The sequence below is a fragment of the Dactylosporangium sp. NPDC006015 genome, from assembly GCF_040614215.1.
GTDB classification, from domain to species: domain Bacteria; phylum Actinomycetota; class Actinomycetes; order Mycobacteriales; family Micromonosporaceae; genus Dactylosporangium; species Dactylosporangium maewongense.
Map to the genome: position 1 here is coordinate 1 of NZ_JBEXUD010000080.1, position 22627 is coordinate 22627.

The following is a 22627-nucleotide window of genomic DNA, read 5'->3' on the forward strand; positions in this document are numbered from 1 at the left end:
CCGTTGACCCCGCCGGACGCCGGGTGCGCCAGCCACGCGACGGTCTCGGCCACGTCGACGGGCAGGCCGCCCCCTCGGGGCGCCCGCCGCCGCGCTCGCCGGTGGGGTCCTCGTGCACGCGCTCGACTTCGACGACACGCACGCCGGAGGCCTCGTCCACGCGACGGCACCGGTGCTGCCCGTGGTGCTCGCGGTGGGGGAGCAGCTGCGGGTCAGCGGGGCCGAAGCCGTCGCGGCCGCGGTCGTCGGGCTCGAAACGATCTGCCGGCTCGGGGGTGCGGCGCCGCACGCGTTCCACGCGCGCGGGGTGCACGCCACCGCCGCCTGCGGGGTGATCGCCGCGGCGCTCGTGGCGGCCCGGCTGCACGGCCTCACCCAGGCGCAGACGGTCGACGCGATCGGCATCGCCGCCAGCCAGGCCGGCGGGCTCCTGGAGTTCCTGCACACCGGGTCGTCGACGAAGCAGCTGCACACCGGCTTCGCGGCGCACCACGGGATCCTCGCCGCCCGCCTCGCCGCCGCGGGTGCCAGCGGGCCGGCGAGCGCGATCGAGGGCGCGTCCGGGTTCTACGCCGCCCTCGCCGGCCGGCGGGTCGCGCCGGAAGCGGTCCTCGACGGCCTCGGCGAGCGGTTCGAGCTGACCCGGATCACCGTGAAGCCATACCCGGCGTGCCAGCTGCTGCACGCCCCGCTCGACGCCGCCGCCACCCTGCGCCTGAACCCCGCCGACGTCGCCGCCGTGGTCGTCGACATCCACCCCGACGCCGAGGCGATCGTCTGCGGGCCGGACCAGGCCGCGCCGCGCACCGCGTACCAGGCGAAGTTCGCCCTGGCGTGGTGTGTCGCCGCGATGCTCGTCGACCGGGCCGTCACCGTGGACACCTTCACCCGCGTCGACCGGCCCGACGTGTCGGCGTTGGCGGCGTCGGTACGGCACCGCGTGGCCGACCTCGCGGGTGCCGCAGCCGACCAGCCCGGCAGGGTGGTCGTCACGCTCCGGGACGGCCGGACGCTGACCGCCGAGGTGCCGCGCAGCGGCGGCGGGCCGGACTCGCCCGGCCTGGCGGACACGGTGCGCGGCAAGGCCCTCGCCAACCTCGGCGCGGGCGGGCCCGCCGTGCTCGCCGCCGTGGACGCGCTACCGGAAGCCACGGACCTCGACGACCTTCTCGACGCGCTGGGAGCGACCGCATGACCACCTACCTGCCGGGGATCGCCGGCCCCGACCCCGCGACCGTCTACGCGTCGGCCGCCCGTCACCTCGCCGACGCCGGGTTCGGGCCGGGCGACGTCGTCCACGTCGCCGAGTACGTCACCGCCGGCGCCCCGCCGGGCGCCCGCGAGCGGTTCCTGGACGGGCACCGGGTGCCGGTGTCGGTCGTGCCCGTCGCCGGGTTCCCCGACCCGGGGCACCGCTTCGCCGTCGAACTGACGGCGCACCCCGGCGGGGGCGAGGCGATCGCCGGCGGCCTGCTGCGCGCCGCCGGGGACCTGGTGCACCTGCCGAGCGTGCACACCACGACCGGGGCCTTCCGCGACCAGTACCGCTGGTGCCTGGTCCGGTTGGGGGAGCTGCTGCAGGCCGCCGGCCTCGGCCTCGACGCCCTGGTCCGCACGACCGACTTCACCGCCACCACGACCCGGGCCGAGTACCCGCGTTGCGGCCGCCCTCGCCGGGACCTGCTCGGCCCGGTGTTCCCCGGTGCCGCCGGGATCCTCGTCGACAACCCGGTGGAGGCGGGCGCGATGGTCTCCATCGACGCGCTGGCCGGTCGGGGGCCGTTGCGGTCGTTCAACCCGGGCTGGGACCGGTACGACACGCTGACCTACGTCCCCGGCGTCGTCGCGGGTGAGACCCTCGTGATGTCCGGCTTCGGCGCGCTCGACCCGGAGACCCAGCTGGCGCTGCACGAGGGGGACCTCCTGATGCAGGCACACTACCTCTACGACAGCGTCGACCTGGTGCTCCAGGCGGCCGGGCGGGGGACCGTCACCCGTCTGCTCGAATACGTCACCCCTGCCGCCGCCGCGGACTATCCGAAGCTCGCCGCGGTGCGCGCCGAACGGTACCCGGACGCCGCCGTCACCTCCGTCGTCTGCTCGGCGCTGCTGCGCCCGGAGTTCCTGATCGAGGTCGTGCCGACGGCGGTGCTCGCATGATGACCGACGAGATCCGGGCCCTCATCGGCCGCGAGGCCACCTACACCGCGCCCGAACCCCTCGGCCGCGCGGCGATCCGCTACTTCGCCCTCGCGGTCGGCGACGACAACCCCGTCTACACCGACGACGCGGCCGCCCGGGCCGCCGGCCACGACGGGGTCGTCGCGCCGCCGACGCTGATCTGCGAGACCAACCAGTACGCCGGGCTGCCCCGCGACGCCGACGGCTACGCCGGCCACACGTGGGGGATCGACCTGCCCGGCACCCGCCAGGTCCGCGGCGGCAACGCCTACGAGTTCCACCGGGCGGTGCGCCCCGACGACGTGGTCACCGCCGTGTGGCGGCTCGTGGACATCGCCGAGCGGGCCACGGGTGCCGGGCAGCCGATGCTGGTGTTCACCTCGCGCGCCACCTACACCAACCAGGACGGCGACCTCCTCGCCACCAACGAGGAGACCATCATCTACCTGGCGGTGACGCCGTGAAGCCCGGCCTCGAGCTGCCGCCCCTCGAACGGCTGATCGCGCTGCCCGACATGATCGCCTACGCCGGCGCCACGTGGGACTGGCACCGGCTGCACTACGACCCGTCCTACCTGGCGCCGCGCGGCCTGGACCGGCCGGTCGTCGACGGGCAGGTGTTCGGGGCGCTGCTCGCCGAGCAGGTCCAGGACTGGATCGGCACTTTTGGAGTGCTTCGCTCGCTGACGTTCCGCTTCAAAAGCCTCGTTTACGCCGGCGAGACAGTGCGCTGCCTGGGTGTTGTTCAGGCGGTCGACGGCCGGCTCGTCACCATCGAGCATCGAGTCGAAGCCGAGGGCCGGATCGCGGTCGCGCCCGCGTCGTCCACAGTGGAACTGCGATGACCACCGGGGTCTGCGTGGTCGGCGCGGCCGAGTCGGACCTCGGGGTCACCGGCAAGACCGCGCTGCACCTGCAGACGCAGGCGGTCACCCGGGCGCTCGCCGACGCCGGACTGCGCCTCGCCGACGTCGACGGGCTCGCCACCAACGGCGTGTCCCGCTTCTCCGCCACCCAGGTCGCCGAGCACCTCGGGCTGCGTCCACGGTGGACGGACTCGACGTTCGCCGGCGGCGCGGCGTTCGAGCTCTACGTCGGCCACGCCGTCCAGGCGATCCAGGCCGGGCAGGCGTCCGTCGTCGTCATCTCGTACGGGTCCAACCAGCGTTCCGCCCGCAGCCGCACCTTCGACCCCTACGAGGCGCACACGCCGGAGGCGCAGTTCGAGCAGCCGTACGGGCCGCTGTACCCCGTGTCGGCGTACGCGCTCGCCGCGCAGCTCTACCTGCACACGTACGGCGCCGACCGCGGCCGGGCCGGCATGACGTCGGTGGCCGTCGCGGCCCGCGAATGGGCGCAGCAGAACCCGCGCGCCTACCGGTACGGTGCGGGACCGCTGGACGCCGCGGAGATGGACGCCAGTCCGCTGGTGAGCGACCCGCTGCGGGTCGCCGACTGCTGCCTCGTCACCGACGGCGGCGGCGCCGTCGTGCTGACCACTGTGGACCGCGCCCGTGACCTGCCCGCCGTCCCGGTCGAGGTCCTCGGCTACGGCGAGGCGACGACCGGCACCTCCATCGTCGGCGTCGGCGACCTGCTGCGCACCGGCGCCGTCGACTCCGGCCGGCGCGCGTTCGCCATGGCCGGGCTCACTCCCGCCGACGTCGACAGCGCCCAGATCTACGACTCGTTCACCATCACCGTGCTGCTGACCCTCGAGGCCCTCGGCTTCTGCGGCTTCGGCGAGGCGCCCGACCTCGTCGCCGCCGGGACGCTGCCGATGAACACGTCCGGCGGCGGGCTGTCCTACTGCCACCCGGGGCAGCTCGGCGTGCTGCTGCTCGTCGAGGCCGTCCGACGGCTGCGCGGCACGGCGGACCGGGTCGCGCTCGCCCACGGTACCGGCGGAATCCTCTCCACCCACGGCACCGTCCTGCTTGGACGGACCTCGTGAGCATCCCGGTGGACGAGACGACGGCCGCGTGGTGGGACGCGACGAGGCAGCGGCGGCTCACCGTCCAGCGCTGCGCCGCCTGCGGGCACCACCAGCACTACCCACGCCCGCTGTGCCTGCGCTGCGGGGAGCCCGACCCGCCCCTGGTGGACACCTCGGGCGCCGGCGTGATCGAGACGTACACCGTCGTGCGCCGCGCATCGGAGCCTTACGCGGTCGCCGTCATCACGCTCGCCGAAGGCCCCCGCCTGGTGTCCAACGTGGAGCCCTGGCAGGACGCCGCGATCGGCGCCACCGTCGTCGTGCACTGGCGGCCGCTCGACGACGGCCGCAACCTTCCCGTCTTCCGTTTGGGGTGACCCGTGGACTTCGAGCTCACCGACGAGCAGCGCCAGTTCCGCGACGCGCTGCGCGCGTTCGTCGACAGGGAGATCCGTCCCGTCGCCCGCGAATCGGAGGCGACCGACCGCTACCCGGCCGAGATCGTCGAGACCATGCGGCGGATGGGGCTGTTCGGGCTGACCGTCCCCGAGGAGTACGGCGGCCTCGGCGCCGACATGGTCTCCTTCGCCCTCGTCTTCGAGGAGATCGCGAAGGGCTGGATGGGCATCGCCGGCATCCTCGGCAGCCACTCCCTGTCGTGCTGGCTGATCGCGCGGCACGGCACCGACGAGCAGCGCCGCGCGTACCTGCCGGACCTCGCGACCGGGGCCCGCCGCACCGGGATCGCGCTCACCGAACCCGACGCCGGCACCGACCTGCAGGGCATCCGCACCGTCGCCCGCCGCGACGGCCAGGACTACGTCATCACCGGCCGCAAGACCTGGATCACCAACGCCCGGCACGCCGACCCGCTGCCGGTCCTGGTCAAGACCGACCCGTCGGCCGACCCCGCGCACCGCGGTATGTCCGTGCTGCTCGTCGAGGCCGGCACCCCCGGCTTCGAGGTGCTCCGGGACCTGCCGAAACTCGGCTACAAGGGCACCGAGTCGTGCGAGATCCTCTTCGACGACTGCCGGGTCCCCGCGTCCGCGCTGCTCGGCGGCGTCGAGGGGCGCGGCATGCAGCAGGTCCTGTCGGGCCTGGAGACCGGCCGGATCAACGTCGCCGCCCGCGCCCTCGGCATCGCCCAGGCCGCCTACGACGAGGCCCTGCGCTACGCGGGGCAGCGCCGGGCGTTCGGGTCGCAGATCTCGGAATTCCAGGCGATCCAGCTGCGGCTCGCCGACATGGCGATGCAGGTCCAGGCGGCGCGGCTCATGGTGTACTGGGCGGCGTCCCGCGCCGACGCCGGCCGCCGCGTCGACATGGAGGCCGGGATGGCGAAGGCGTTCGCGTCGGAGGCGGCCGCCGCGTGCGCGCTGTCGGCGATGCAGGTCCACGGCGGCTACGGCTACTCCAAGGAGTTCGACGTCGAACGCCTCTACCGCGACGCGCCGCTGATGATGATCGGCGAAGGCACCAACGACATCCAGCGCATCGTCATCGCCAAGGCGCTCACCAGCGGGAAGGGCAGCATCGGATGAGGTCCTACCTGTACGTGCCGGGCGACGCTCCCGCGAAGCTCGACAAGGCCCTGGACCGGGGGGCCGACGCGCTCATCGTCGACCTGGAGGACGCGGTGCCCCTGGCCGGCAAGGCCCGCGCCCGCGCGATCGTCGCCGCCTGGCTGGCCGACCTGCCGGCCGCCGGTCCCGCGGTCTGGGTGCGGGTGAACCCTGGCCCCGCCGGCTTCGACGACGTCCGTGCGGTCGTCGGCCCCCGGCTGGCCGGCGTGTGCCTCGCCAAGGCGGGCAGCGCCGCGGAGGTCGCCGCGCTCGGGACGGTGCTGGCCGCGGCCGAGGAGGAGCGGGGGCTTCCGGTCGGCGCGGTCCCCGTCGTACCGCTGCTGGAAACGGCGACAGCGGTCCTCGACGCCGCCCAGATCGCCCGGGCACCGCGGGTCGCGCGGCTGCAGATCGGCGAGGCGGACCTGCGTGCCGAGCTCGGCGTCACCCTGGGCCCCGACGAGCGTGAGCTGCTCTTCGTCCGCTCGCAGGTCGTCCTCGCGAGCGCCGCCGCCGGGATCGCCGCGCCGGTCGCGTCCGTCAGCACCGACTACCGCGACCTGCCGGCGCTGCGGGCGTCGACGGTCGCGTTCCGGCGGCTCGGGTTCGTCGGCAGGGCGTGCATCCACCCGGCGCAGATCCCGGTCGTCAACGAGGTCTTCACCCCGTCGGCGGTCGAGATCGCGGTGGCGGCCGACCTGGTGGAGCGCTTCGACGCGGCGGTCTCCTCGGGCGCGGGCGTGCTCGTCGGCGCCGACGGCCGCATGGTCGACGCCGCCGTGGTCCGCGCCGCTCGGCGCGTGCTGGACCTCGCCGGCCCGCCGTTCGATGATCCGGAAGACGTTGTGCAGCTATGACTGCACAAGGTCTTCCGGATCATGGTGGGCGCTCCATTCGTCATTCGATCAAGCGGCGGGGAAGGATTGCAGGCCTCACGGCAGCCTTGCCACCGCCTTCGGGCCCAGCGCGAGCAGCTTCGGCTTCGCGGCCTTGACGGTCTCGAACTCGCCGTCGAACCCGGCGCGGTCCTCGGGGTAGACGCTGACCGTGGTGAGCAGCTTCGTGCCCTGCTGGTCGAAGGAGCAGACCCGCTCGCCGGTACGGTTGCCGCGGATCTCCTCGCCGGGTTCGATCGTGCCGCCCTGCACCTGCTGCACCTCATCCGGCGTCAGCAGCCCGCACGGGTCCGGGGTCGCCGCCGTCGCGGCCGGATCGAGCAGGTGGTCGTCGGGCTCGTCGCTCGGGCGAAGCATGCAGCCCGCCAGCGTCACGGCGGTGAACGCGGCGAGCACCGTACGCACGGGCTTCGATGCGAGCATGCCGACAGTGTCACGCGCCGTGTCAACGCCGGCCCGGGCCGCGTTGTGAACCTGCTGCGAAGGTGTCGGGCGGGTCCGGTGCACGCCGGCCCGTGCGGCCCGGATCGGCTCTACCGTCCGTCCCGTGGAGACGGTTGACGTACTGGTGGTCGGGGCCGGACTGGCGGGCCTGCACACGGCCCGCCTGCTCGCGGAGCGGGACCTGCGGGTCCTGGTCGTCGACCGGCGCAGGTCCCTCGCGGCCGGGGTCCGCACGACCGGGATCTTCGTGCGGCGCACCCTGGACGACTTCGACCTGCCCGGCCACCTCCTCGGCCCCGGCGTCCGCGACGTGCTGCTCTACCCGCCGTCCCGCCGCGACCCTGTACACCTGACCAGCGACCGCGACGAGTACCGCGTCGCCGACATGCCGGCCGTCTACGACCACGCCCGGCGGGCCGCGGAGACCGCCGGCGCGCGGGTGCTGCTCGGCGTCCGGTACACCGGCATCACCACCGGCATCGCGCACCTGGACGGCGCCGAGCCGGTCCGGGCCCGGTTCGTCGTCGGCGCCGACGGTGCCCGCTCCGCCGTCGCCCGCGACCTCGGCCTCGACGTCAACCGCCGGCTGCTCGTCGGCGCCGAGATCATCCACCCGAGCGGGTCCGCCACGACCGTCCCCGCGTTCCACTGCGTCCTGGACCCGCGCGTCGCCCCCGGCTACCTCGGGTGGGTCATCGACGACGGTCACCACGTCCACGCGGGCGTCGCCGGTTACCCGTCCGCGATGCGCTCCGGCGTACGCCACCTCCTGTCGGCCTTCACGTCCGACGCCCCCGGCCTGACCCTGCCCGTCGGGCCCGCCGGCCCCGCCGGCCCCGTGGAGCGCCGCGGCGGCCCGATCCCCGTCGGCGGGGTCCTGCGCCGCCTGGCGTGCCCGTCCGGCCTCCTCGTCGGCGACGCCGCCGGTGCCGTCTCCCCGCTGACCGCCGGCGGCCTGGACCCGTGCCTGCGCCTGTCGGAGCTCGCCGCCACGGTCACGGCCGACTATCTGCGCACCGGCGACGACCATGTGCTGCGCGCCTACGACGGCAACGCCCTGCGCTCCCGCTTCCGCGGCCGCCTCGCCCTGCGCCGGGCCCTCGCGTCCGTCACCTCCCCGGCCGCCGCCGAGGCCGCGGTCGCCCTTCTCCGCACCCGTCCTGGCCGCTCCGCCGCCGCCAGGATCCTCTTCGGCGACCGCTCCTTCCCCGACGTCCCGTCCCCGTCCCCCTCACCGTCGCCCAGCCCGGTCCGGTGACCCGCCCGTCAGCAGGCCCAGTCCGGTAGCGGTTCCCTGGCGTCGATCCACGGCCGCGGTACGCCGGCGCCTGTCTCGGTGCGTTCACCGACACCCGTGTACGCGGCCACGATCCCGCCGGCGATCGCCGCGGTCGTGTCGATGTCGCCGCCCGCGACGACGCACGCGGTCACGGCCGCCGGGTAGTCGTCGAGGTGCGTCGCGGCCACCCACACGGTGAACGGCACCGTGTCCTGCGCCGTGACCCTGCTGCCGTTGCCGAGCTCGTACGCGGCCTCCTGCGCGGTCCGCCCGATCAGCCGGCCCGCCTTCGTGAGGCCCCGCTCCACGGCGCCATCGGGTGTGTGTGGCCGCAGCAGCTCCAGGAACGCCTTCGGCTCCGGCCGCATCCCACCGAGCCTCGCCGCCGCCGCGTGCGCCGCCGCGACGGCGACGACCACCGCCCCGGCGACCCCCTCGGGGTGCGCGTGGGTGATCTCGGCGGCACGGGCCGCCTGCTCGGCCGCCCGTGCGGGCCGGTCCGCGTGGTACGCCCCGACCGGCGCCACCCGCATCGCACCCCCGTTCCCGAGCGACCCCTGCTCGCCGAACGCCCGCCGCGCGGCCTCCCGCCACGGCACGCCCTCTCGGATCTCGTGCAGGACCGTCGCCGCGCCGGCACCGTAGCCGCGGTGCGACTCGTACCGCAGCGAGAACCGCGTCGCGAGCCTGTCCTGGTCGATGGCGGGCCCGTCCCGCAGCTCCGTGACGACGGAGCAGGCCATGTGCGTGTCGTCGGTCCACTCCCACGGCCCGTCGGGCACCCGCCCCGCGACCAGGTCACCCACCGACCGCCCGACCATGAAGAACTGCGCCCCGAGCGCATCCCCGACCGACAACCCCGCCAGGCTGTCGTCGACCAGCCCGAGCCGCACCCGCTCCGTGAGCGCAAACCTCACCACCCCCAGATCCTCCCAGCACCCCCGTGATCCCGCTGAACGGTCGATCCCGGGGCCGTTTCTCATGATCCGGAAGACTTTGTGCTGCTATGACGACACAAACTCTTCCGGATCATGGTGGTGGGCTCGGCGGCTGGTGATCCCGAATGGTTGTGGTGGTCCTGTCCACCGGAACCGCGTGGGATGGGGAAGTGGCGGTCGCCGCTTGCTGGACCGGTCGGTCCCGGGGCCGTTTTTCGTGATCCGGAAGACTTTGTGTGCCTGTGACGACACAAAGCCTTCCGGATCATGGTGGTGGGCTTGGCGGCCCGTGATCCCGAATGGTTGCGGTGGCTGTAGCTGCCGGAGATCGCGCGGGATCATGGGGTAGTGATGGACGTCGTTTGCTGGACTGGTTGGTACCAGGGCCGTTTCTCATGATCCGGAAGACTTTGTGCTGCTATGACGACACAAACTCTTCCGGATCATGCCGCCGCGACAGCGGTGGGGGAATAACGGCTCAGCGGCGGGGGGCTATGGGGGCGCTGAGGCCGAGGGTGAAGAGGCGCTGGTCGACCTCGTTGAGGGCGAGGCGGAGGGCGCCGAGGGCGACGCTGTCGGCGCCCAGGGTTGAGGCGCGGACGTCGGGGAGGCGCAGGCACAGGCGGCCCAGCTCGCGGCGGAGCGGGTCGAGGACGAGGTCGGCGGAGCGGGAGAAGCCGCCGCCGAAGACGACGACCTGGGGGTCCAGGGCGAGGACCAGGGCGGCGGTGCCGATGGCGAGGTCCTTGACGTAGCGGTTGACGGCGGAGCGGGCGTCGCGGTTGCCGTCGCGGGCGGCGTTGAAGACCCAGGCGGCGGCGTCGTCGGGGCTGACGGTGGCCGGCACGCCGGGGCACTGCCCCAGGTGGGAGGGGGCGGTGAGCCAGCGGACGGCCTTCAGGGCGCCGATCTCGCCGGCGGCGCCGCCGTAACCCCGGCGCAGGACGCCGTCGATGATGAGGCCGGCGCCGATGCGCAGGCCGGCGAGGAGGAAGACGATGTCGTTGGCGTCGCGGGCGGCGCCCTGCCAGCGCTCGGCGAGGGCGGCGAGCTTGCAGTCGTTCTCCACGACGATGGGGCAGGTGAAGCGGTCGCTGAGGTGGGCGGCGAGGTCGACGGTCTGCCAGCCGGGCAGCGGGGTGAAGAGGGTGGTCTTGCCGCTGGCGTCGACGGGGCCGGTGACGCCGATGGTGACGGCCCAGATGTCCTGCTCCGTCTTCCCGGCCTCCGACAGGCAGGTGGCGAGCACGGCGTCGAGCGCGGCGAGCCGCGACGGCGGGTCGGCGTCGGCGGCGACGGTGCAGCGGGCCGTGTGCACGACGTTGCCGTCGAGGTCGGCCAGCAACGTCAGTATCTTGTGGGCGCCGACGTCGACGCCGATGACGTGTCCGGCGGTGGCGCGGAACCGGTACCGCCGCGCGGGCCGCCCGACGACGCTGCTGCCGCTCGGCTCGACGACCGTGGCCCAGCCGCCGGTGACGAGGCCCTGCGCGATGACGTCGACGGCGGGGCGGGACAGCCCGGTCAGCTTCGCCAGCTCCGTGACGGTGGCGGGGGGCTGGTCGCGCAGCGCCCGGACGACCGTCAGCGAGTTGAGCTCGCGCAGCCGGGACAGATCGGTGCCGCTGATGACCTGATCTGTCACAGTTTTCCCCTTGACGTATCGTGCCGGCGGCGCGCCAATATTGCTATGGAGTTTACAAAGTACTCGGGGGATCGCAACCCTGTCACGATCGCGGTGGTCGGCGCGGGCCTGCGGGGCCGCCAGTACGCACGGCTCGCGGCGGCGCGGCATGCCGAGATCGTCGCGGTCGCCGAGCCGGACCCCGAGCGCCGGGCGGCCTTCGCGAGGACCCACGGCATCCCGGCGGGCGCGGTCTTCGACAGCTGGGAGGCGATGAGCGCGGCAGGACGGCTTGCCGACGCGGCCGTCATCGCCACCCAGGACCGGTTGCACGTCGAGCCGGCCGTGGCGCTGGCGCGGCAGGGGTACCACCTGCTGCTGGAGAAGCCGATGGCGCCGACGGAGCCGGAGGCGCGCCGGATCGCGGAGGCGGTCGAGGCGGCGGGCGTGATCGGCGCGGTCTGCCACGTGCTGCGCTACACGCCGTACACGCGAGCGCTCAAGCACCTCCTGAACACCAGCAGCATCGGTGACCTGGTCAGCGTGCAGCACCTGGAGCCGGTCGGCTGGTGGCACCAGGCGCACTCGTTCGTCCGCGGCAACTGGCGGCGCGAGGACGAGTCGGGTCCGATGCTGCTGACCAAGTCCTGCCACGATCTCGACTGGCTGGCGTACGTCGTCGGCGACACCCCCAGCCAGGTGGCGTCGTTCGGCGGCCTGGCCCACTTCCACGCCGGCAACCGGCCGCCGGGATCAGCGAAGCGGTGCGTCGACTGTGCGGTGGAGCCGACGTGTCCGTACTCGGCGGTCAGGCTGTACAAGACAGAAGACGGCAGGCTGAGGTGGCCGGTGGACGCCGTGACCGACGATCCGCGCGATCTGGGACGCGCACTCCGGGAAGGCCCGTACGGCCGCTGCGTGTACGACTGCGACAACGACGTCGTCGACCACCAGGTCGTCGCCATGCAGTACACCGGCGGCGTGACGGCCACGTTCACGATGACGGCGTTCACGCCCATGCAGCGCCGGCAGACCCGGCTCTTCGGCAGCCACGGCAGCATCGAGGGCGACGGCCGCCACCTCAGCGTCACCGACTTCCGCACCGGCACCACCGGCACCACCAGCACCGTCGACACCGGCGAGGCCGGCGACGGGCACGACGGCGGCGACGAGGGACTCGTGGAGGCCTTCCTCGCCGCCGTCGCGGCGAACGACGGCAGCCTGCTCAGCTCGGACATGGCGACGAGCCTCGCCTCGCACCGGGTGGTCTGGTCAGCCGAGCGGGCCCGGCTGACCAGCACCGTGGTCAGGCTGTGAACAGGATCAGACGAAAGAGATGCTGTCGATCGTGACGGTGCCGCTGCCGCCGTACCAGAAACCCATCGCGAGCTGCGCGGGGTTGGCGCGGTCGATGCCGTTGGCGACCAGCGGGATCTTGATGTCCTGGAAGGTGCCGGTCAGGGCGAGGTGCCCGCCGCCGTCGAGGGTGTAGTCGGCGAACAGCTTCGTGGTGCCGCCGAGGCTGAGGTTGAAGTGCGCCGCCGACGTGCCCTTGATGCGCACGACGAGGTAGGTGCGGGTGGAGACGTCGACGCCGACGTCGCTGCCGAACCAGCCGCAGTTGTTGTACTGCAACGTCAGCGCGCCGCCGGCGACGACGCCGTTGCCGCCGCCGTTTCCGAAGCAGTTGCCGCCGGTCCACTTCCCGAGGTCGTTCTTGGCCGCCGAGGGGTAGGCGGGCGTGCCGTCGTAGTCGTCGACGACCAGACCGGCCGGCGTCGGCGGGGCGGTGGAGGCGGTCAGCGGCGCCGACGCCGGTGAGAGGTTGCCCGCCGCGTCGCGGGATCTCACGGTGTACGTGTAGCTGCCGGCGCTCAGGCCGCTGTCGGTGTACGTGGTGCCGGTGGGCGTGCCGACCTGCGTACCGTCGCGGAACACCAGATACCCGGTGACGCCGACGTTGTCGGTCGAGGGGTTCCACGCCAGGGAGATCGAGGTCGTGGTGGTGCCCGTGACCGCGAGCCCGGCCGGCGTCGACGGCGGTGCGCAGTCGGTGCAGCCGACGCCGACGGTGACGGCGTTGCTCGGGACCGACACGTTGCCGGCGGCGTCGCGGGCGGTGACGGTGTACGTGTGGGAGCCCGCGGGCACCCCGGTGTCGGTGTACGACGTGCCGGACACCGTGGCCACCTGCGTACCGTCGCGGAGGACGGCATAACCGGTGACGCCGACGTTGTCGGTGGCGCCGGTCCACGACAGCGACGCCGAGGTGGCGGTCGTGCCGGTCGAGGTCAGCGTGGGCGCGGTGGGCGGCACGCAGTCGGCCGTGCACGAGCCGACCTGGATCGCACCCGCGAGCACGTTGTAGCCCTTGGTCGCGTCCCAGGTGCCGGTGTTGGCCAGGCGCACGGAGTACGCGGGGTTGCCGCGCAGCCCGGTGGCCTGGTCGGGCAGCCACAGCGCGAGCTTGTAGGTGCCCGCGGTCATCGACGGCAGGGTCACGGTCTGCGTGGGGACGGTGACCGCGCCGGGGCGCCAGGTGCGCGGGTCGAGGTCCGGCAGCGGCACGTTGTAGCGCTGGGTGCCGTTGTCGAAGACCAGGAAGACGGGGCGGGGCTTGATGATGCCCGCGTAGCCGTCGTTGGTCAGGTGCGCGGCGAACGTGAACGGGCTGCCGGCGACGGCCTGCGTGGTGTATGTGGCGTCCTGCAGCCGCAGCCGGTAGCCGAGCTTGCGCTCGATGCGGGTGAACAGGGTCTCGGCCGGGTCGTTGCCCGACGCCGCCAGGTGCGCGGCCTTCCAGATGTCGGTGTTGACCGGCGCGTAGTCCTCGTTGATCTCCGTCCAGTGCTGGTGGGACAGCTCGTACTGGGCGTTGACCCCGGCGCTGTCGTTGGCGCCGCTGGCGTTGCAGGTCTCGCCGCCGATCATCTTGTTGCCGCCGGCGCTGGTCGCCATGTCGTACACCCACTGCTTCTTGACCGACACGTCGAACCAGCCGAGCCAGGAGTTCTGGTCGTAGGTGCCCATGTCGGCGGTGTCGGCGAGGAAGCAGTCGTCGTGGAAGCCGAGCCGGTCCTTGTCCTGGGTGGTCATGAGGCAGTTGTCGGGCAGCGGGCAGCCGGGCGGCGGCGTGGTCCGCTGCGCGAACTCGTAGTTGAAGATGGGGTAGCGGATCGCGATCGGCATCGTCGCGGGCGTGCTGCTGAGCAGCTTCTTGACGAGGCGGTAGCGGACCGGCGCCTGGCTCTCCTCCGACGACGCGGTGTATGGGCTGGAGTGCCACTCGCCCCAGGCGCCGAAGAACCCGGCCTCCAGGTGCAGGACGACGTCGGCGTTCGCCGCGAGGACCGGCGCGAGCTGGTCGATGTGGCGCTCCATCTGCGGCTCGGTGACCGCGGAGTAGCCGTCCCAGACGTAGGCGACCCGCAGGACGATCTTCATGCCCTGGGCGCGGATCGCGGCCAGCCCGGTGCCCAGGTTGGTCATCAGGGCGGGTGGCAGGTCGGCGGTCTGGTACTTGTCGAGGTGCAGGTAGCTGTGGATGAGGGTGTTGCCGTTCGCCTTCGCGCGGGCGAAGGTGCGGTCGAGCATGTCGGGGTTGAAGCCCGGGATGGTGTTGCTGGCGTAGTCGTTGACGGCGGGGTCGTCGACGATCTCGTAGCGGTTGTGGAAGCCACGCTCGGGGTTGGTGAACACGGTGCCGAGGTCGGCGGTGTAGGTGGCGGTGGTGGTCGGCGCCGCCGCGTGGGCGACGCCGGGCGTCGACAGCAGCGCGACTGCGAGGAGCGCGGCCGCGATTCGGGTCCGGTGCATCATGCTCCTTGGCGAGGCCGGCGCCGTCCACAGTGGACGGCGCCGGCGCGGGGGGTCAGTTGCTGAAGGAGAGGCTGTCGATCGAGATGGAGCTGTTGCCGCCGTACCAGAAACCCATGGCGAGCTGCGCCGGGCTGGTGCGGCTGATCCCGTTGGCGACCATCGGGATCTTGATGTCCTGGTAGGACGTCGTGATGACCGGGTGCCCGCCGCCGTCGAGGGTGTAGTCGCCGAACACCTTGCTGGCGCCGCCGAGGCTCAGGTTGAAGTGGCTCTGCTCGCCGCCGGAGGCGCCGCGGACCCGCACGACGAGGTACGTGTACGCGGAGACGTCGGTGGCGACGTCGCTGCCGAACCAGCCGCAGTTGTTGTACTGCAGGGTCAGCGCCCCGCCGGCGACGACGCCGTTGCCGCCGCCGTTTCCGAAGCAGTTGCCGCCGGTCCACTTCGCGAGGTCGTTCTTCGCCGCGGACGGGTAGGCGGGGTTGCCGTCGAAGTCGTCCAGGCCGATGCCGCCGCCCCCGCCCCCGCCGCTCGCGGAGGTCGTGACGGTCAGCGGGCTGGACGCCGCCGACACGTTGCCCGCGGCGTCGTAGGCCTGCACGGTGTACGTGTAGGCGGTCGACGCGGACAGGCCGCTGTCGGTGTAGGACGTGGTCGCGGACGTGCCGACCTGGGTGCCGCCGCGCAGCACGCGGTAGCCGGTGACGCCGACGGCGTCGGTCGACGCGTTCCAGGTCAGTGACACGCTGCTCGCCGTCTTCGCCGGCGAGGCGAGCCCGGTCGGCACGGTCGGCGCCGTGGTGTCGCCGCCGCCCCCGCCGCCGACCCCGATCGCGCCGAGGCCCAGCCACCCGTCGGCGTTCTGCGTGGCGTTGCCGAAGCGCAGCTTCTTCGCGTTCGCGCTCACCGCCTCCAGCGGGTTCCTGACCCGCAGCACCAGCTGGTACGAGCCGGTCGCCACCCCGGTGAGGCTGACGCCGGCCTGGAAGTACTGGGGATAGCCGAAGTCGCGGTACGTGGGGTCGGCGCCGACGCCCCAGTCGGGGAACGCCCGGATCTTCAGCGGCTGGACGGTCCGCAGGTCCCAGGGGGTGTCCCAGGTCTTGACCACGGTCCCGGCGGAGTTCTTCAGGCCGAGCGTGACCGTCCACGGGTAGTAGAACGGGGCCACGCCGTTGTTGACGAGCGTGACGCCGACCGTCGCGCTGCTCCCGCTGACGGTGTTCGGGAAGTACGCGTGGGTCGCGGACAGGTCGTAGCCCATGAGCCGCACGGCCGCGGCCACGTTCGGGTCAGACGGCGAGTAGCTCTGGCTGGTCTGGTTGATCTTCCAGGTGGTGTGCTCCAGCTCGATGCAGGCCTTCATGTTGTCGACCTGGCCCGAGCCGCCGGGCCACGAGGTGAACGCGGAGCTCTGGATCTCCGGCCGGACCTCGCCGCCCATCGAGCTGGTGATCCACTTGTTCTCCACGCCCATGTTCACGGCGCGCTGCAGCTGCGAGTAGCTCGCGCCGCCGAGCGACTGCGGCAGGGTCACGCCCGCCAGCGGCGAGCCTTCCCGGTAGCAGAACGAGTCGTCGTGGTAGCCGATGTCGCGGGTGTTCGCGGCGCCGCCGGCGGAGTCCGGGTAGCGGATCTCCAGCTTCGTCTTGTTGAACGCGGTGTCGAACGCCTGGATGATCTGCGCCCCGTGCGCGTCGGTCGGCATCAGGTTCGGGTAGCCGTCGGCGGTGTCGGTGTCGAACGGCCACGTGTGCCACTCGCCCCAGAGTCCGACGATGCCCAGGTTGATGAAGCCGATCCGGGGGTCGCCGTCGTAGCGGGCGCCGAACGCGGCGATGAAGTCGGACAGCGCGCTGAGCAGGTAGGGGCTGTCGTAGTCCGGCGACACCGTCCCCCAGAAGGTGTTGTTGCGGTACGTGACGTGCCCGTCGAAGCAGTGCGGAATGGAGTTTCCGGGATGGCTGCCGGTGCCGCCGGGATACTCCATGAAGAACCGGATGGCGGCCTGGTTGCCGTACGACGCGATCTCGTTGAGCGCGCTGTCCACGATCGACCAGTCGTAGCTGCCGCAGTTCGCCGCGTTGGTCATCACCTCGGACAGCCCGAAGTAGCTCCACGCGAGGGACCGCGGGTAGCCGGTGCTCTGGTTGTCGCCCGGGAAGTAGAACCGGGCGAAGCCCTTCAACGGGTTGTCGAGCGGGCTCGGGGCGGCGGTGAGCGGGTGGTCGGTCAGCGACGGGCTCGGCGTGGCGGGCGGAGCCGGTCTGGCCGGTGGGCCGGCCGGTGCCGCGACGGCGGGCTGCGCCTGCACGGTCACGGCGAGCACGGCCGTGGCGGCGGCCGTGCAGAGTGCGGCGGCGAACGCGAGGGCTCGCCGCCGCGGGGCGGTACGCATGGATGGGCCTCCGGGACGTGGGGTGAAGTCCCCGTACCTCGATTTGATACGAGGAGGTGTTGACAAAGTTTCCCTGAGCTTCATCATTATTAGCGGCCGCCCACCCCTCGCCGCAAGACATCAATCTCGAAGACTTTCGATGGACGAATCGAGGCCGGACCGTGACGATGCGTAACTCCCTGGCGGTGACCGTGCCGCCCGCGCCGGACCCGCCCGACGGGCCGTCAGGCGCCGCCGGACCGCGCCGTCACCGCGACGACCGGCGGGTCGCCTGGCTGTTCCTGCTGCCGGTGCTGGTCGGCTTCGCGGTGTTCTACCTGTACCCGACGGTGCGCGGCGTCTGGTACTCGCTGACCGACTACAGCCTGCTCAACACCCCGTCGTACGTGGGTGCCGACAACTACGCCAAGCTCGTGAGCGACGCGCAGTTCTGGAAGTCGCTGCGGATCACCGCGTACTACGTGGTCGTCAACATCGGGTCGCAGACGCTGCTCGCCCTCGGCGTCGCGGCGCTCATGCACCGGCTGACCCGCTCGGTCGTGCTGCGGGCGACGCTGCTGCTGCCGTGGCTGGTGCCCAACGTGACCGTCGGGCTGCTGTGGATGTGGCTGCTGGACGCCAACCTCGGCTTCGTCAACCACCTGCTGACCGCCGCGGGGCTGGACAGCCAGGGCTTCCTCACCTCGCCGGACCTGGCGATGCCGTCCATCGCGCTCATCAACACCTGGGCCTACACCGGCTACACGGCGCTGCTGCTCTACGCCGGGATGCTACAGATCCCGCCGCACCTCTACGAGAGCGCCTCCCTGGACGGCGCCGGCGAGCTGCGGATGTTCCGCATGATCACGCTGCCGCTGCTGCGCCCGATCCTCGCGCTGGTGCTCGTCGTGTCGCTCATCGGCTCGTTCCAGATCTTCGACACCGTCGCCGTCACCGACAAGATCGTGCCGGTCGGCGCCACCCGGGTCATCTACTACTACATCTACCAGCAGGCATTCACGTACTTCCACATGGGCTACGCGTCGGCGGTCGCCATGGCGCTCGTGCTGATCCTCGGCCTGCTCACCGCCGTGCAGATGTGGCTGCTGCGCGCCTCCCGATCCGACCTCACCTGAGAGGGGCCTCATGTTCCGCCGCCTGACGCCCGGCCGGCTGCTGGCCTGGACCGCGCTGATCGCCTTCCTCGTGGTGACGATCGTGCCCTTCTACTGGATGGTCCGCACCGCGCTCACGCCCGCCGCCGACATCTACCGCGACAGCACCGGCCTCGTGCCGGAGCACCCCACCCTCATCAACTTCGAGCGCGTCCTCGGGCTCGTCGACGACCAGACCGCCCGCGCCGCCGGCGGCTCCGGCGCGAAGATCAACTTTTTTCGGTACACGCTGAACTCCCTGATCTACAGCGGGCTCATCGCGACCGTCCAGACCTTTTGCTGCGCCATGGCCGGATATGCCTTCGCCCGGCTGCGGTTCCCCGGCCGGGACCTGCTCTTCGGGCTGTTCGTCGCGGCCCTGATGGTCCCGCCGATCTTCACGCTGCTGCCCAACTTCGCGCTCATGCGGCAGTTCGACGCCGTCGACACCTTCGCCGGCATGGTCGCGCCGTCGCTGCTGATGACCCCGTTCGCGGTGTTCTTCCTCCGCCAGTTCTTCCTGTCGGTGCCGCGCGAGGTCGAGGAGGCGGCCGTCATCGACGGTGCGAGCCGCTGGGGCATCTTCTGGCGCGTCATCCTGCCGATGAGCCGCGGCCCGCTCATCACCATCGGCCTCACCACGTCCGTGTGGGCGTGGAAGGACTACCTCTGGCCGCTGCTCGTCGGCCGCGGCGAGGACAACCGGGTGCTCACCGTCGCCCTCGGCGTGTTCCTCCAGCAGTCACCGAACACCGCACCCGACTGGACCGGGCTCATGGCCGGCTCCACCCTGTCCGTCCTGCCCGTCCTGCTGCTGCTGATCTTCCTCGGCAAGCGCCTCGTGCAATCGCTGAACTTCACCGGAATCAAGTGACACCCCACCCCCCGCTCCATTCCTCGAAAGGGATCCCCATGTCCAGACTCCGTATGGCGGCGGCCGCGCTGTCCGCCGCGGCGATCGTCCTGCCCCTCGCGGCCGCCTGCTCCGACGAGTCCGGCGGCGACACCGGCAACGTCACGCTCAACTACTGGCTCTGGGACGACAAGCAGCTGCCGCCCTACCAGGCGTGCGCCGACGCGTTCACCAAGGCCAACCCGAACATCACCATCAAGTTCACGCAGACCGCGTGGTCGCAGTACTGGCAGAACCTGACCACCCAGCTCGCCGCCGGCAGCGCGCCCGACGTGTGGACCGACCACGCGTCCTACTACCCGCAGTTCGTGTCCAGCAACCAGATCCTCGACATCCAGCCGTTCGTCACGAAGGACAAGGTCGACCTCGGCCAGTACCAGGCCGGCCTCGCGGACCTGTTCGTCAAGGACGGCAAGCGCTACGGCCTGCCGAAGGACTGGGACACGATGGCCCTGGTCTACAACACCAAGCTCGTCACCGACACCGCCGGCCTGGACAAGCTCACCTGGAACCCGAGCGACGGCGGCACCTTCGAGCAGGCGATCGCCAAGGCCACCGTGGACAGCCAGGGCCGCAACGGTCTCGACCCGGCCTTCGACAAGAACAACGTGAAGGTCCACGGCTTCCTGCCGGAGTGGGCGGACGGCTCGCAGGGCCAGAACGGCTGGGGCGACCTCGCCGTCGCCAACGGCTTCACCTACCTCGACAAGAACCCGTGGGGCACCAAGTACAAGTACGACGACCCGAAGCTCGCCGAGACCATCGGCTGGTTCAAGCACCTCATCGACAAGGGCTACGCGCCGAAGTTCGACAAGCAGTCGAACCTCGGCCGGGACGCGGTGATGGACACCGGGACGGCGGCGTACACCATCGTCGGCTCCTGGACCATCGGCACCTACCTCGGCACCGGCGCCAAGCAGCAGTACGCCTTCGCCCCGCTGCCCACCGGCTCGTCCGGGCGCAAGACCGCCATCAACGGCCTCTCCGACGCCATCTACGCCGGCACCAAGCACCCCGACCAGGCGTGGGCATGGGTGAAGTTCCTCGGCTCGTCCGCCTGCCAGGACATCGTCGGTGAGAAGGCCGTCGTCTTCCCCGCCGTCAAGTCCGGCACCGAGAAGGCCCTCGCCGCCCACAAGGCCGCCGGCCGCAACGTGCAGGCCTTCACCGACCAGGCGACCGCGTCCGGCGGCACCTTCTTCCTGCCGATCACCGATCACGGCAACGAGGTCAGCCAGATCGTGCAGGACGCGATCCAGTCCGTCGTGCTCGGCCAGGCCGCCCCGGCCGACGCGTTGAAGAAGGCCAACGACCAGGTCAACGCCCTGTTCAAGTAGCCACCTGAACCAAGCGGCGGGGCGCTCGGCCCGCGCCCCGCCGCCACACAACCTGATGAGGAGAACCATGGCACAGCTCGTCGAGGTCGGCGGACACCACTTCGCCGTCCAGCACTCCGCCGCACCGGCAGTCGAGATCGGCTCCGCCCCCGGCGGCGTCCTGCTGCCCCCCGGCCGGGTGGCGATCCTGCACGGCCTCGGCGACGCGTCGTTCTACCGGCACGGGCAGAACTCGTGGAGCCCGTGCGGCTGGCGGCGGCTGAGCGAGCCCCCGCTGCGCGTGCCGAACCCGACCCGGCTGGTCACCGCCGACGACCCCACCTTCGACGACCCGGCGCGGCACCACTCCTCGGCCGTCGCCGCGCTGCAGGGCCCCGACGGCGGCACCCTGCTGCTCGGCGCGCTCGGCCTCGACACGCCGCGGCTCACCGCCGACCACGACACCCTCACCGGCTGGTACGCCTCCTCCGGCGCCGACTGGTTCCTCGCCTACGGTCCCGAGGAGGACGTCTTCGCCGCCTACGCCGCGGCGCTCGCGTCGCGGTTCGGCGCCGGCACGCGGAAAGCCGGCAACGTGTGGTGCAGCTGGTACGCCTACTACGAGAACGTCACCGAGGCCCAGCTGACCAAGGACGTCGCGGACCTCGCCGGGCTGCCCTTCGACGTCGTGCAGATCGACGACGGCTGGGAGGAGCTGGTCGGCGACTGGCAGCCGAACGCGAAGTTCCCCAGCGGCATGCGGGCGGTCGCCGGCCGTATCGCCGACGCCGGGTTCACGCCGGGGCTGTGGCTCGCCCCGTTCATCGCGCTGCCGCACTCGCGCCTCGCCACGGCACGGCCCGAGCTGCTGCTGCGCGACGGGTCCGGGCAGCCGGTCGTCGCCGGGTACAACTGGGGCGGCCCCTACTACGCCCTCGACCTCGCCCGCGAGGACGCCCTGGCGCACGTCGCCGAGCTGATCCGGACGGTCGTGCACGACTGGGGGTACCGCTACCTCAAGCTCGACTTCGTCAACGCCGGCGCCGCGCCGCTGCCGGGCCGTGACCGCGACCGGCTCTACCGGGAGGGGCTGCGGGTCATGCGGGAGGCCGCCGGCGACGACGTCTACCTGCTCGGCTCCGGCGCGATCCTGCTGCCGTCGCTCGGCATCCTCGACGGCCTGCGCAGCGGCCCCGACGTCGCGCCCATGTGGGACAACTACGCCTCAATCGACCCCTCCGACGCCACCGCCCGCAACGCCGTCGTCAACAGCGTGCACCGGCTCTGGCAGTCCCCGCTCGTCGAGGTCGACCCCGACGTCATCTACTTCCGCAGCAAGCTCAACCTGCTCACCACCCAGCAGACCCGCTGGCTGCGCGACCTCGCCGACGTCTGCGGCTTCCGGGCCGTCTCCGACCCGCCGAGCTGGCTCACGCCGGCCGAGCTCGAGGACATGCGCGAATACCTCGACGCGAAGCCGGTCATCCGCCGGCTCGGCCGCTACCGCTTCACCCTCGACGGCCGCGAGGTCGACTTCGCCCCGGCCGTCGCCACCGACGGCCAGCTCTACCCCATCTCCTGAGGCGGTGCCGCCCATGCCCAACCCGGAGCCCACAACGGAGTCCAGCCCGGAACCCCTGCTGCCGGCCGTTCGCCACCAGCGAATCATCGAGCTGCTGGCCCAGACCGAGTACGTGACGATCGCCGAGGTCCGCAACGCCACCGGCGCCTCCCTGGCGACCACGCAACGCGACCTGGCGCGGCTGGCCATGACGGGCGCCCTGGCCCGGGTCCGCGGCGGCGCCACCCGCGCCCAGCCACCACGCGGCGAGGCCCGCCTGCTCGCCGCGTGCCTGACCCGGGTCCGCCACGCCCTCGACCGGCACGACCTCACCACCGCCGAGAATGCCCTGCACCAGGCCCTCGACGCCTGCGCCCGGCTCCGCCGCGGCTGACCCCGGCCACGGCGAACCAGCGGGATCGAGGCCTGTCCGGTGGCGGGTTGCTGGCCATGCTCGTCGTCCTGATCGCCGTCGGGGTCTGGTTCGAGCGGACGGTGACGATGGATGACGGGGTGCGGCTGAAGCGGGCGCCGGCGCACGCGCTCGACCGTCCCGGCTGGACCGACTGGTATCAGTACGAGTTCGAGGCCACCCCCTAGCGACGCGGCGCTGCTCGCGGGTTCC

Annotated in this window: 21 protein-coding genes and 1 pseudogene; 17 read left to right on the forward strand and 5 right to left on the reverse strand. The window is 72.3% G+C overall.

Annotated elements, in window-relative coordinates; all coding sequences use genetic code 11:
- Nucleotides 1–85: 85 nt before the first annotated feature.
- From ABZ321_RS56050 to ABZ321_RS56090, 9 genes and pseudogenes are all read left to right on the forward strand, one after another.
- Nucleotides 86–577 (forward strand): annotated as a pseudogene (locus tag ABZ321_RS56050) (MmgE/PrpD family protein); the annotation flags it as partial.
- A 75-nt stretch (nt 578–652) separates the two neighbouring features.
- A complete protein-coding gene (locus ABZ321_RS56055) occupies nt 653–1195 on the forward strand; it encodes a hypothetical protein (protein WP_354904949.1) in 543 nt (180 codons plus the stop codon).
- A complete protein-coding gene (locus ABZ321_RS56060) occupies nt 1192–2160 on the forward strand; it encodes a RidA family protein (protein WP_354904897.1) in 969 nt (322 codons plus the stop codon). Before ABZ321_RS56055 ends, ABZ321_RS56060 begins: the two co-directional genes overlap by 4 nt.
- A complete protein-coding gene (locus ABZ321_RS56065; protein WP_344498624.1) occupies nt 2157–2645 on the forward strand; it encodes a MaoC family dehydratase N-terminal domain-containing protein in 489 nt (162 codons plus the stop codon). The genes ABZ321_RS56060 and ABZ321_RS56065 overlap by 4 nt, the downstream gene beginning before the upstream one ends.
- The gene (locus ABZ321_RS56070) at nt 2642–3025 is read left to right on the forward strand and encodes a MaoC/PaaZ C-terminal domain-containing protein (protein ID WP_354904899.1); all 384 of its coding nucleotides are present in this window, start codon (nt 2642–2644) and stop codon (nt 3023–3025) included. Before ABZ321_RS56065 ends, ABZ321_RS56070 begins: the two co-directional genes overlap by 4 nt.
- The gene (locus ABZ321_RS56075; protein ID WP_354904902.1) at nt 3022–4134 is read left to right on the forward strand and encodes a thiolase; all 1113 of its coding nucleotides are present in this window, start codon (nt 3022–3024) and stop codon (nt 4132–4134) included. The genes ABZ321_RS56070 and ABZ321_RS56075 overlap by 4 nt, the downstream gene beginning before the upstream one ends.
- On the forward strand, nt 4131–4493 hold the full coding sequence (locus ABZ321_RS56080; protein ID WP_344498630.1) for a zinc ribbon domain-containing protein: 363 nt from the start codon (nt 4131–4133) through the stop codon (nt 4491–4493). Before ABZ321_RS56075 ends, ABZ321_RS56080 begins: the two co-directional genes overlap by 4 nt.
- Nucleotides 4494–4496: 3 nt before the next feature.
- Nucleotides 4497–5660 carry an acyl-CoA dehydrogenase family protein gene (locus ABZ321_RS56085; RefSeq protein ID WP_354904905.1) on the forward strand — a complete coding sequence of 388 codons (1164 nt, stop codon included), beginning with the start codon at nt 4497–4499 and terminating at the stop codon, nt 5658–5660.
- Nucleotides 5657–6538, forward strand: a complete 882-nt coding sequence (locus tag ABZ321_RS56090; RefSeq protein WP_354904908.1) for a CoA ester lyase — start codon at nt 5657–5659, stop codon at nt 6536–6538. Before ABZ321_RS56085 ends, ABZ321_RS56090 begins: the two co-directional genes overlap by 4 nt.
- Before the next feature lie 75 nt (nt 6539–6613).
- Here ABZ321_RS56090 and ABZ321_RS56095 read toward each other — a convergent pair whose 3' ends face one another.
- Nucleotides 6614–7000, reverse strand: a complete 387-nt coding sequence (locus ABZ321_RS56095) for a hypothetical protein (protein WP_354904911.1) — start codon at nt 6998–7000, stop codon at nt 6614–6616.
- 124 nt (nt 7001–7124) lie between these two features.
- Between ABZ321_RS56095 and ABZ321_RS56100 the strand changes: the two genes are divergently transcribed.
- The gene (locus ABZ321_RS56100) at nt 7125–8279 is read left to right on the forward strand and encodes an NAD(P)/FAD-dependent oxidoreductase (protein ID WP_354904913.1); all 1155 of its coding nucleotides are present in this window, start codon (nt 7125–7127) and stop codon (nt 8277–8279) included.
- Between the two features lie 8 nt (nt 8280–8287).
- On the opposite strand, the gene ABZ321_RS56105 is transcribed toward ABZ321_RS56100, so the two are convergent.
- Both ABZ321_RS56105 and ABZ321_RS56110 read right to left on the reverse strand, forming a co-directional pair.
- Nucleotides 8288–9217, reverse strand: a complete 930-nt coding sequence (locus tag ABZ321_RS56105; protein WP_354904951.1) for an ADP-ribosylglycohydrolase family protein — start codon at nt 9215–9217, stop codon at nt 8288–8290.
- 499 nt (nt 9218–9716) lie between these two features.
- The gene (locus tag ABZ321_RS56110; RefSeq protein WP_354904915.1) at nt 9717–10883 is read right to left on the reverse strand and encodes an ROK family transcriptional regulator; all 1167 of its coding nucleotides are present in this window, start codon (nt 10881–10883) and stop codon (nt 9717–9719) included.
- 45 nt (nt 10884–10928) lie between these two features.
- On the opposite strand from ABZ321_RS56110, the gene ABZ321_RS56115 reads away from it, so the two are divergent.
- Nucleotides 10929–12179, forward strand: a complete 1251-nt coding sequence (locus tag ABZ321_RS56115) for a Gfo/Idh/MocA family oxidoreductase (RefSeq protein WP_354904918.1) — start codon at nt 10929–10931, stop codon at nt 12177–12179.
- Nucleotides 12180–12185: 6 nt separating this feature from the next.
- Here ABZ321_RS56115 and ABZ321_RS56120 read toward each other — a convergent pair whose 3' ends face one another.
- On the reverse strand, nt 12186–14678 hold the full coding sequence (locus ABZ321_RS56120; RefSeq protein ID WP_354904921.1) for a DUF4832 domain-containing protein: 2493 nt from the start codon (nt 14676–14678) through the stop codon (nt 12186–12188).
- A gap of 55 nt (nt 14679–14733) precedes the next feature.
- A complete protein-coding gene (locus tag ABZ321_RS56125; RefSeq protein WP_344498646.1) occupies nt 14734–17079 on the reverse strand; it encodes a carbohydrate-binding protein in 2346 nt (781 codons plus the stop codon).
- 167 nt (nt 17080–17246) lie between these two features.
- Between ABZ321_RS56125 and ABZ321_RS56130 the strand changes: the two genes are divergently transcribed.
- From ABZ321_RS56130 to ABZ321_RS56155, 6 genes are all read left to right on the forward strand, one after another.
- On the forward strand, nt 17247–18194 hold the full coding sequence (locus ABZ321_RS56130; protein WP_354904954.1) for a sugar ABC transporter permease: 948 nt from the start codon (nt 17247–17249) through the stop codon (nt 18192–18194).
- Between the two features lie 10 nt (nt 18195–18204).
- A complete protein-coding gene (locus ABZ321_RS56135) occupies nt 18205–19086 on the forward strand; it encodes a carbohydrate ABC transporter permease (RefSeq protein ID WP_354904924.1) in 882 nt (293 codons plus the stop codon).
- Nucleotides 19087–19124: 38 nt separating this feature from the next.
- Entirely contained in the window at nt 19125–20462 is a 1338-nt protein-coding gene (locus ABZ321_RS56140; RefSeq protein WP_354904927.1) for a sugar ABC transporter substrate-binding protein, read from the forward strand.
- Between the two features lie 67 nt (nt 20463–20529).
- Complete coding sequence (locus ABZ321_RS56145) at nt 20530–22023, forward strand: glycoside hydrolase family 36 protein (protein ID WP_354904930.1); 1494 nt, start codon at nt 20530–20532, stop codon at nt 22021–22023.
- Between the two features lie 13 nt (nt 22024–22036).
- On the forward strand, nt 22037–22396 hold the full coding sequence (locus ABZ321_RS56150; protein WP_354904932.1) for a DeoR family transcriptional regulator: 360 nt from the start codon (nt 22037–22039) through the stop codon (nt 22394–22396).
- 56 nt (nt 22397–22452) lie between these two features.
- Entirely contained in the window at nt 22453–22602 is a 150-nt protein-coding gene (locus tag ABZ321_RS56155) for a hypothetical protein (protein WP_354904934.1), read from the forward strand.
- The last annotated feature ends 25 nt before the right edge of the window (nt 22603–22627 follow it).

Excerpts from the sequence above, each read along its gene's own strand:
- ABZ321_RS56060 (WP_354904897.1), top strand. The coding sequence starts at position 1,192 with ATGACCACCTACCTGCCGGGGATCGCCGGCCCCGACCCCGCGACCGTC.
- ABZ321_RS56065 (WP_344498624.1), top strand. The coding sequence starts at position 2,157 with ATGATGACCGACGAGATCCGGGCCCTCATCGGCCGCGAGGCCACCTAC.
- ABZ321_RS56075 (WP_354904902.1), top strand. The coding sequence starts at position 3,022 with ATGACCACCGGGGTCTGCGTGGTCGGCGCGGCCGAGTCGGACCTCGGG.
- ABZ321_RS56090 (WP_354904908.1), top strand. The coding sequence starts at position 5,657 with ATGAGGTCCTACCTGTACGTGCCGGGCGACGCTCCCGCGAAGCTCGAC.
- ABZ321_RS56095 (WP_354904911.1), bottom strand. The coding sequence starts at position 7,000 with ATGCTCGCATCGAAGCCCGTGCGTACGGTGCTCGCCGCGTTCACCGCC.
- ABZ321_RS56115 (WP_354904918.1), top strand. The coding sequence starts at position 10,929 with ATGGAGTTTACAAAGTACTCGGGGGATCGCAACCCTGTCACGATCGCG.
- ABZ321_RS56120 (WP_354904921.1), bottom strand. The coding sequence starts at position 14,678 with ATGCACCGGACCCGAATCGCGGCCGCGCTCCTCGCAGTCGCGCTGCTG.
- ABZ321_RS56125 (WP_344498646.1), bottom strand. The coding sequence starts at position 17,079 with ATGCGTACCGCCCCGCGGCGGCGAGCCCTCGCGTTCGCCGCCGCACTC.
- ABZ321_RS56130 (WP_354904954.1), top strand. The coding sequence starts at position 17,247 with ATGCGTAACTCCCTGGCGGTGACCGTGCCGCCCGCGCCGGACCCGCCC.
- ABZ321_RS56135 (WP_354904924.1), top strand. The coding sequence starts at position 18,205 with ATGTTCCGCCGCCTGACGCCCGGCCGGCTGCTGGCCTGGACCGCGCTG.
- ABZ321_RS56140 (WP_354904927.1), top strand. The coding sequence starts at position 19,125 with ATGTCCAGACTCCGTATGGCGGCGGCCGCGCTGTCCGCCGCGGCGATC.
- ABZ321_RS56145 (WP_354904930.1), top strand. The coding sequence starts at position 20,530 with ATGGCACAGCTCGTCGAGGTCGGCGGACACCACTTCGCCGTCCAGCAC.
- ABZ321_RS56150 (WP_354904932.1), top strand. The coding sequence starts at position 22,037 with ATGCCCAACCCGGAGCCCACAACGGAGTCCAGCCCGGAACCCCTGCTG.
- ABZ321_RS56155 (WP_354904934.1), top strand. The coding sequence starts at position 22,453 with ATGCTCGTCGTCCTGATCGCCGTCGGGGTCTGGTTCGAGCGGACGGTG.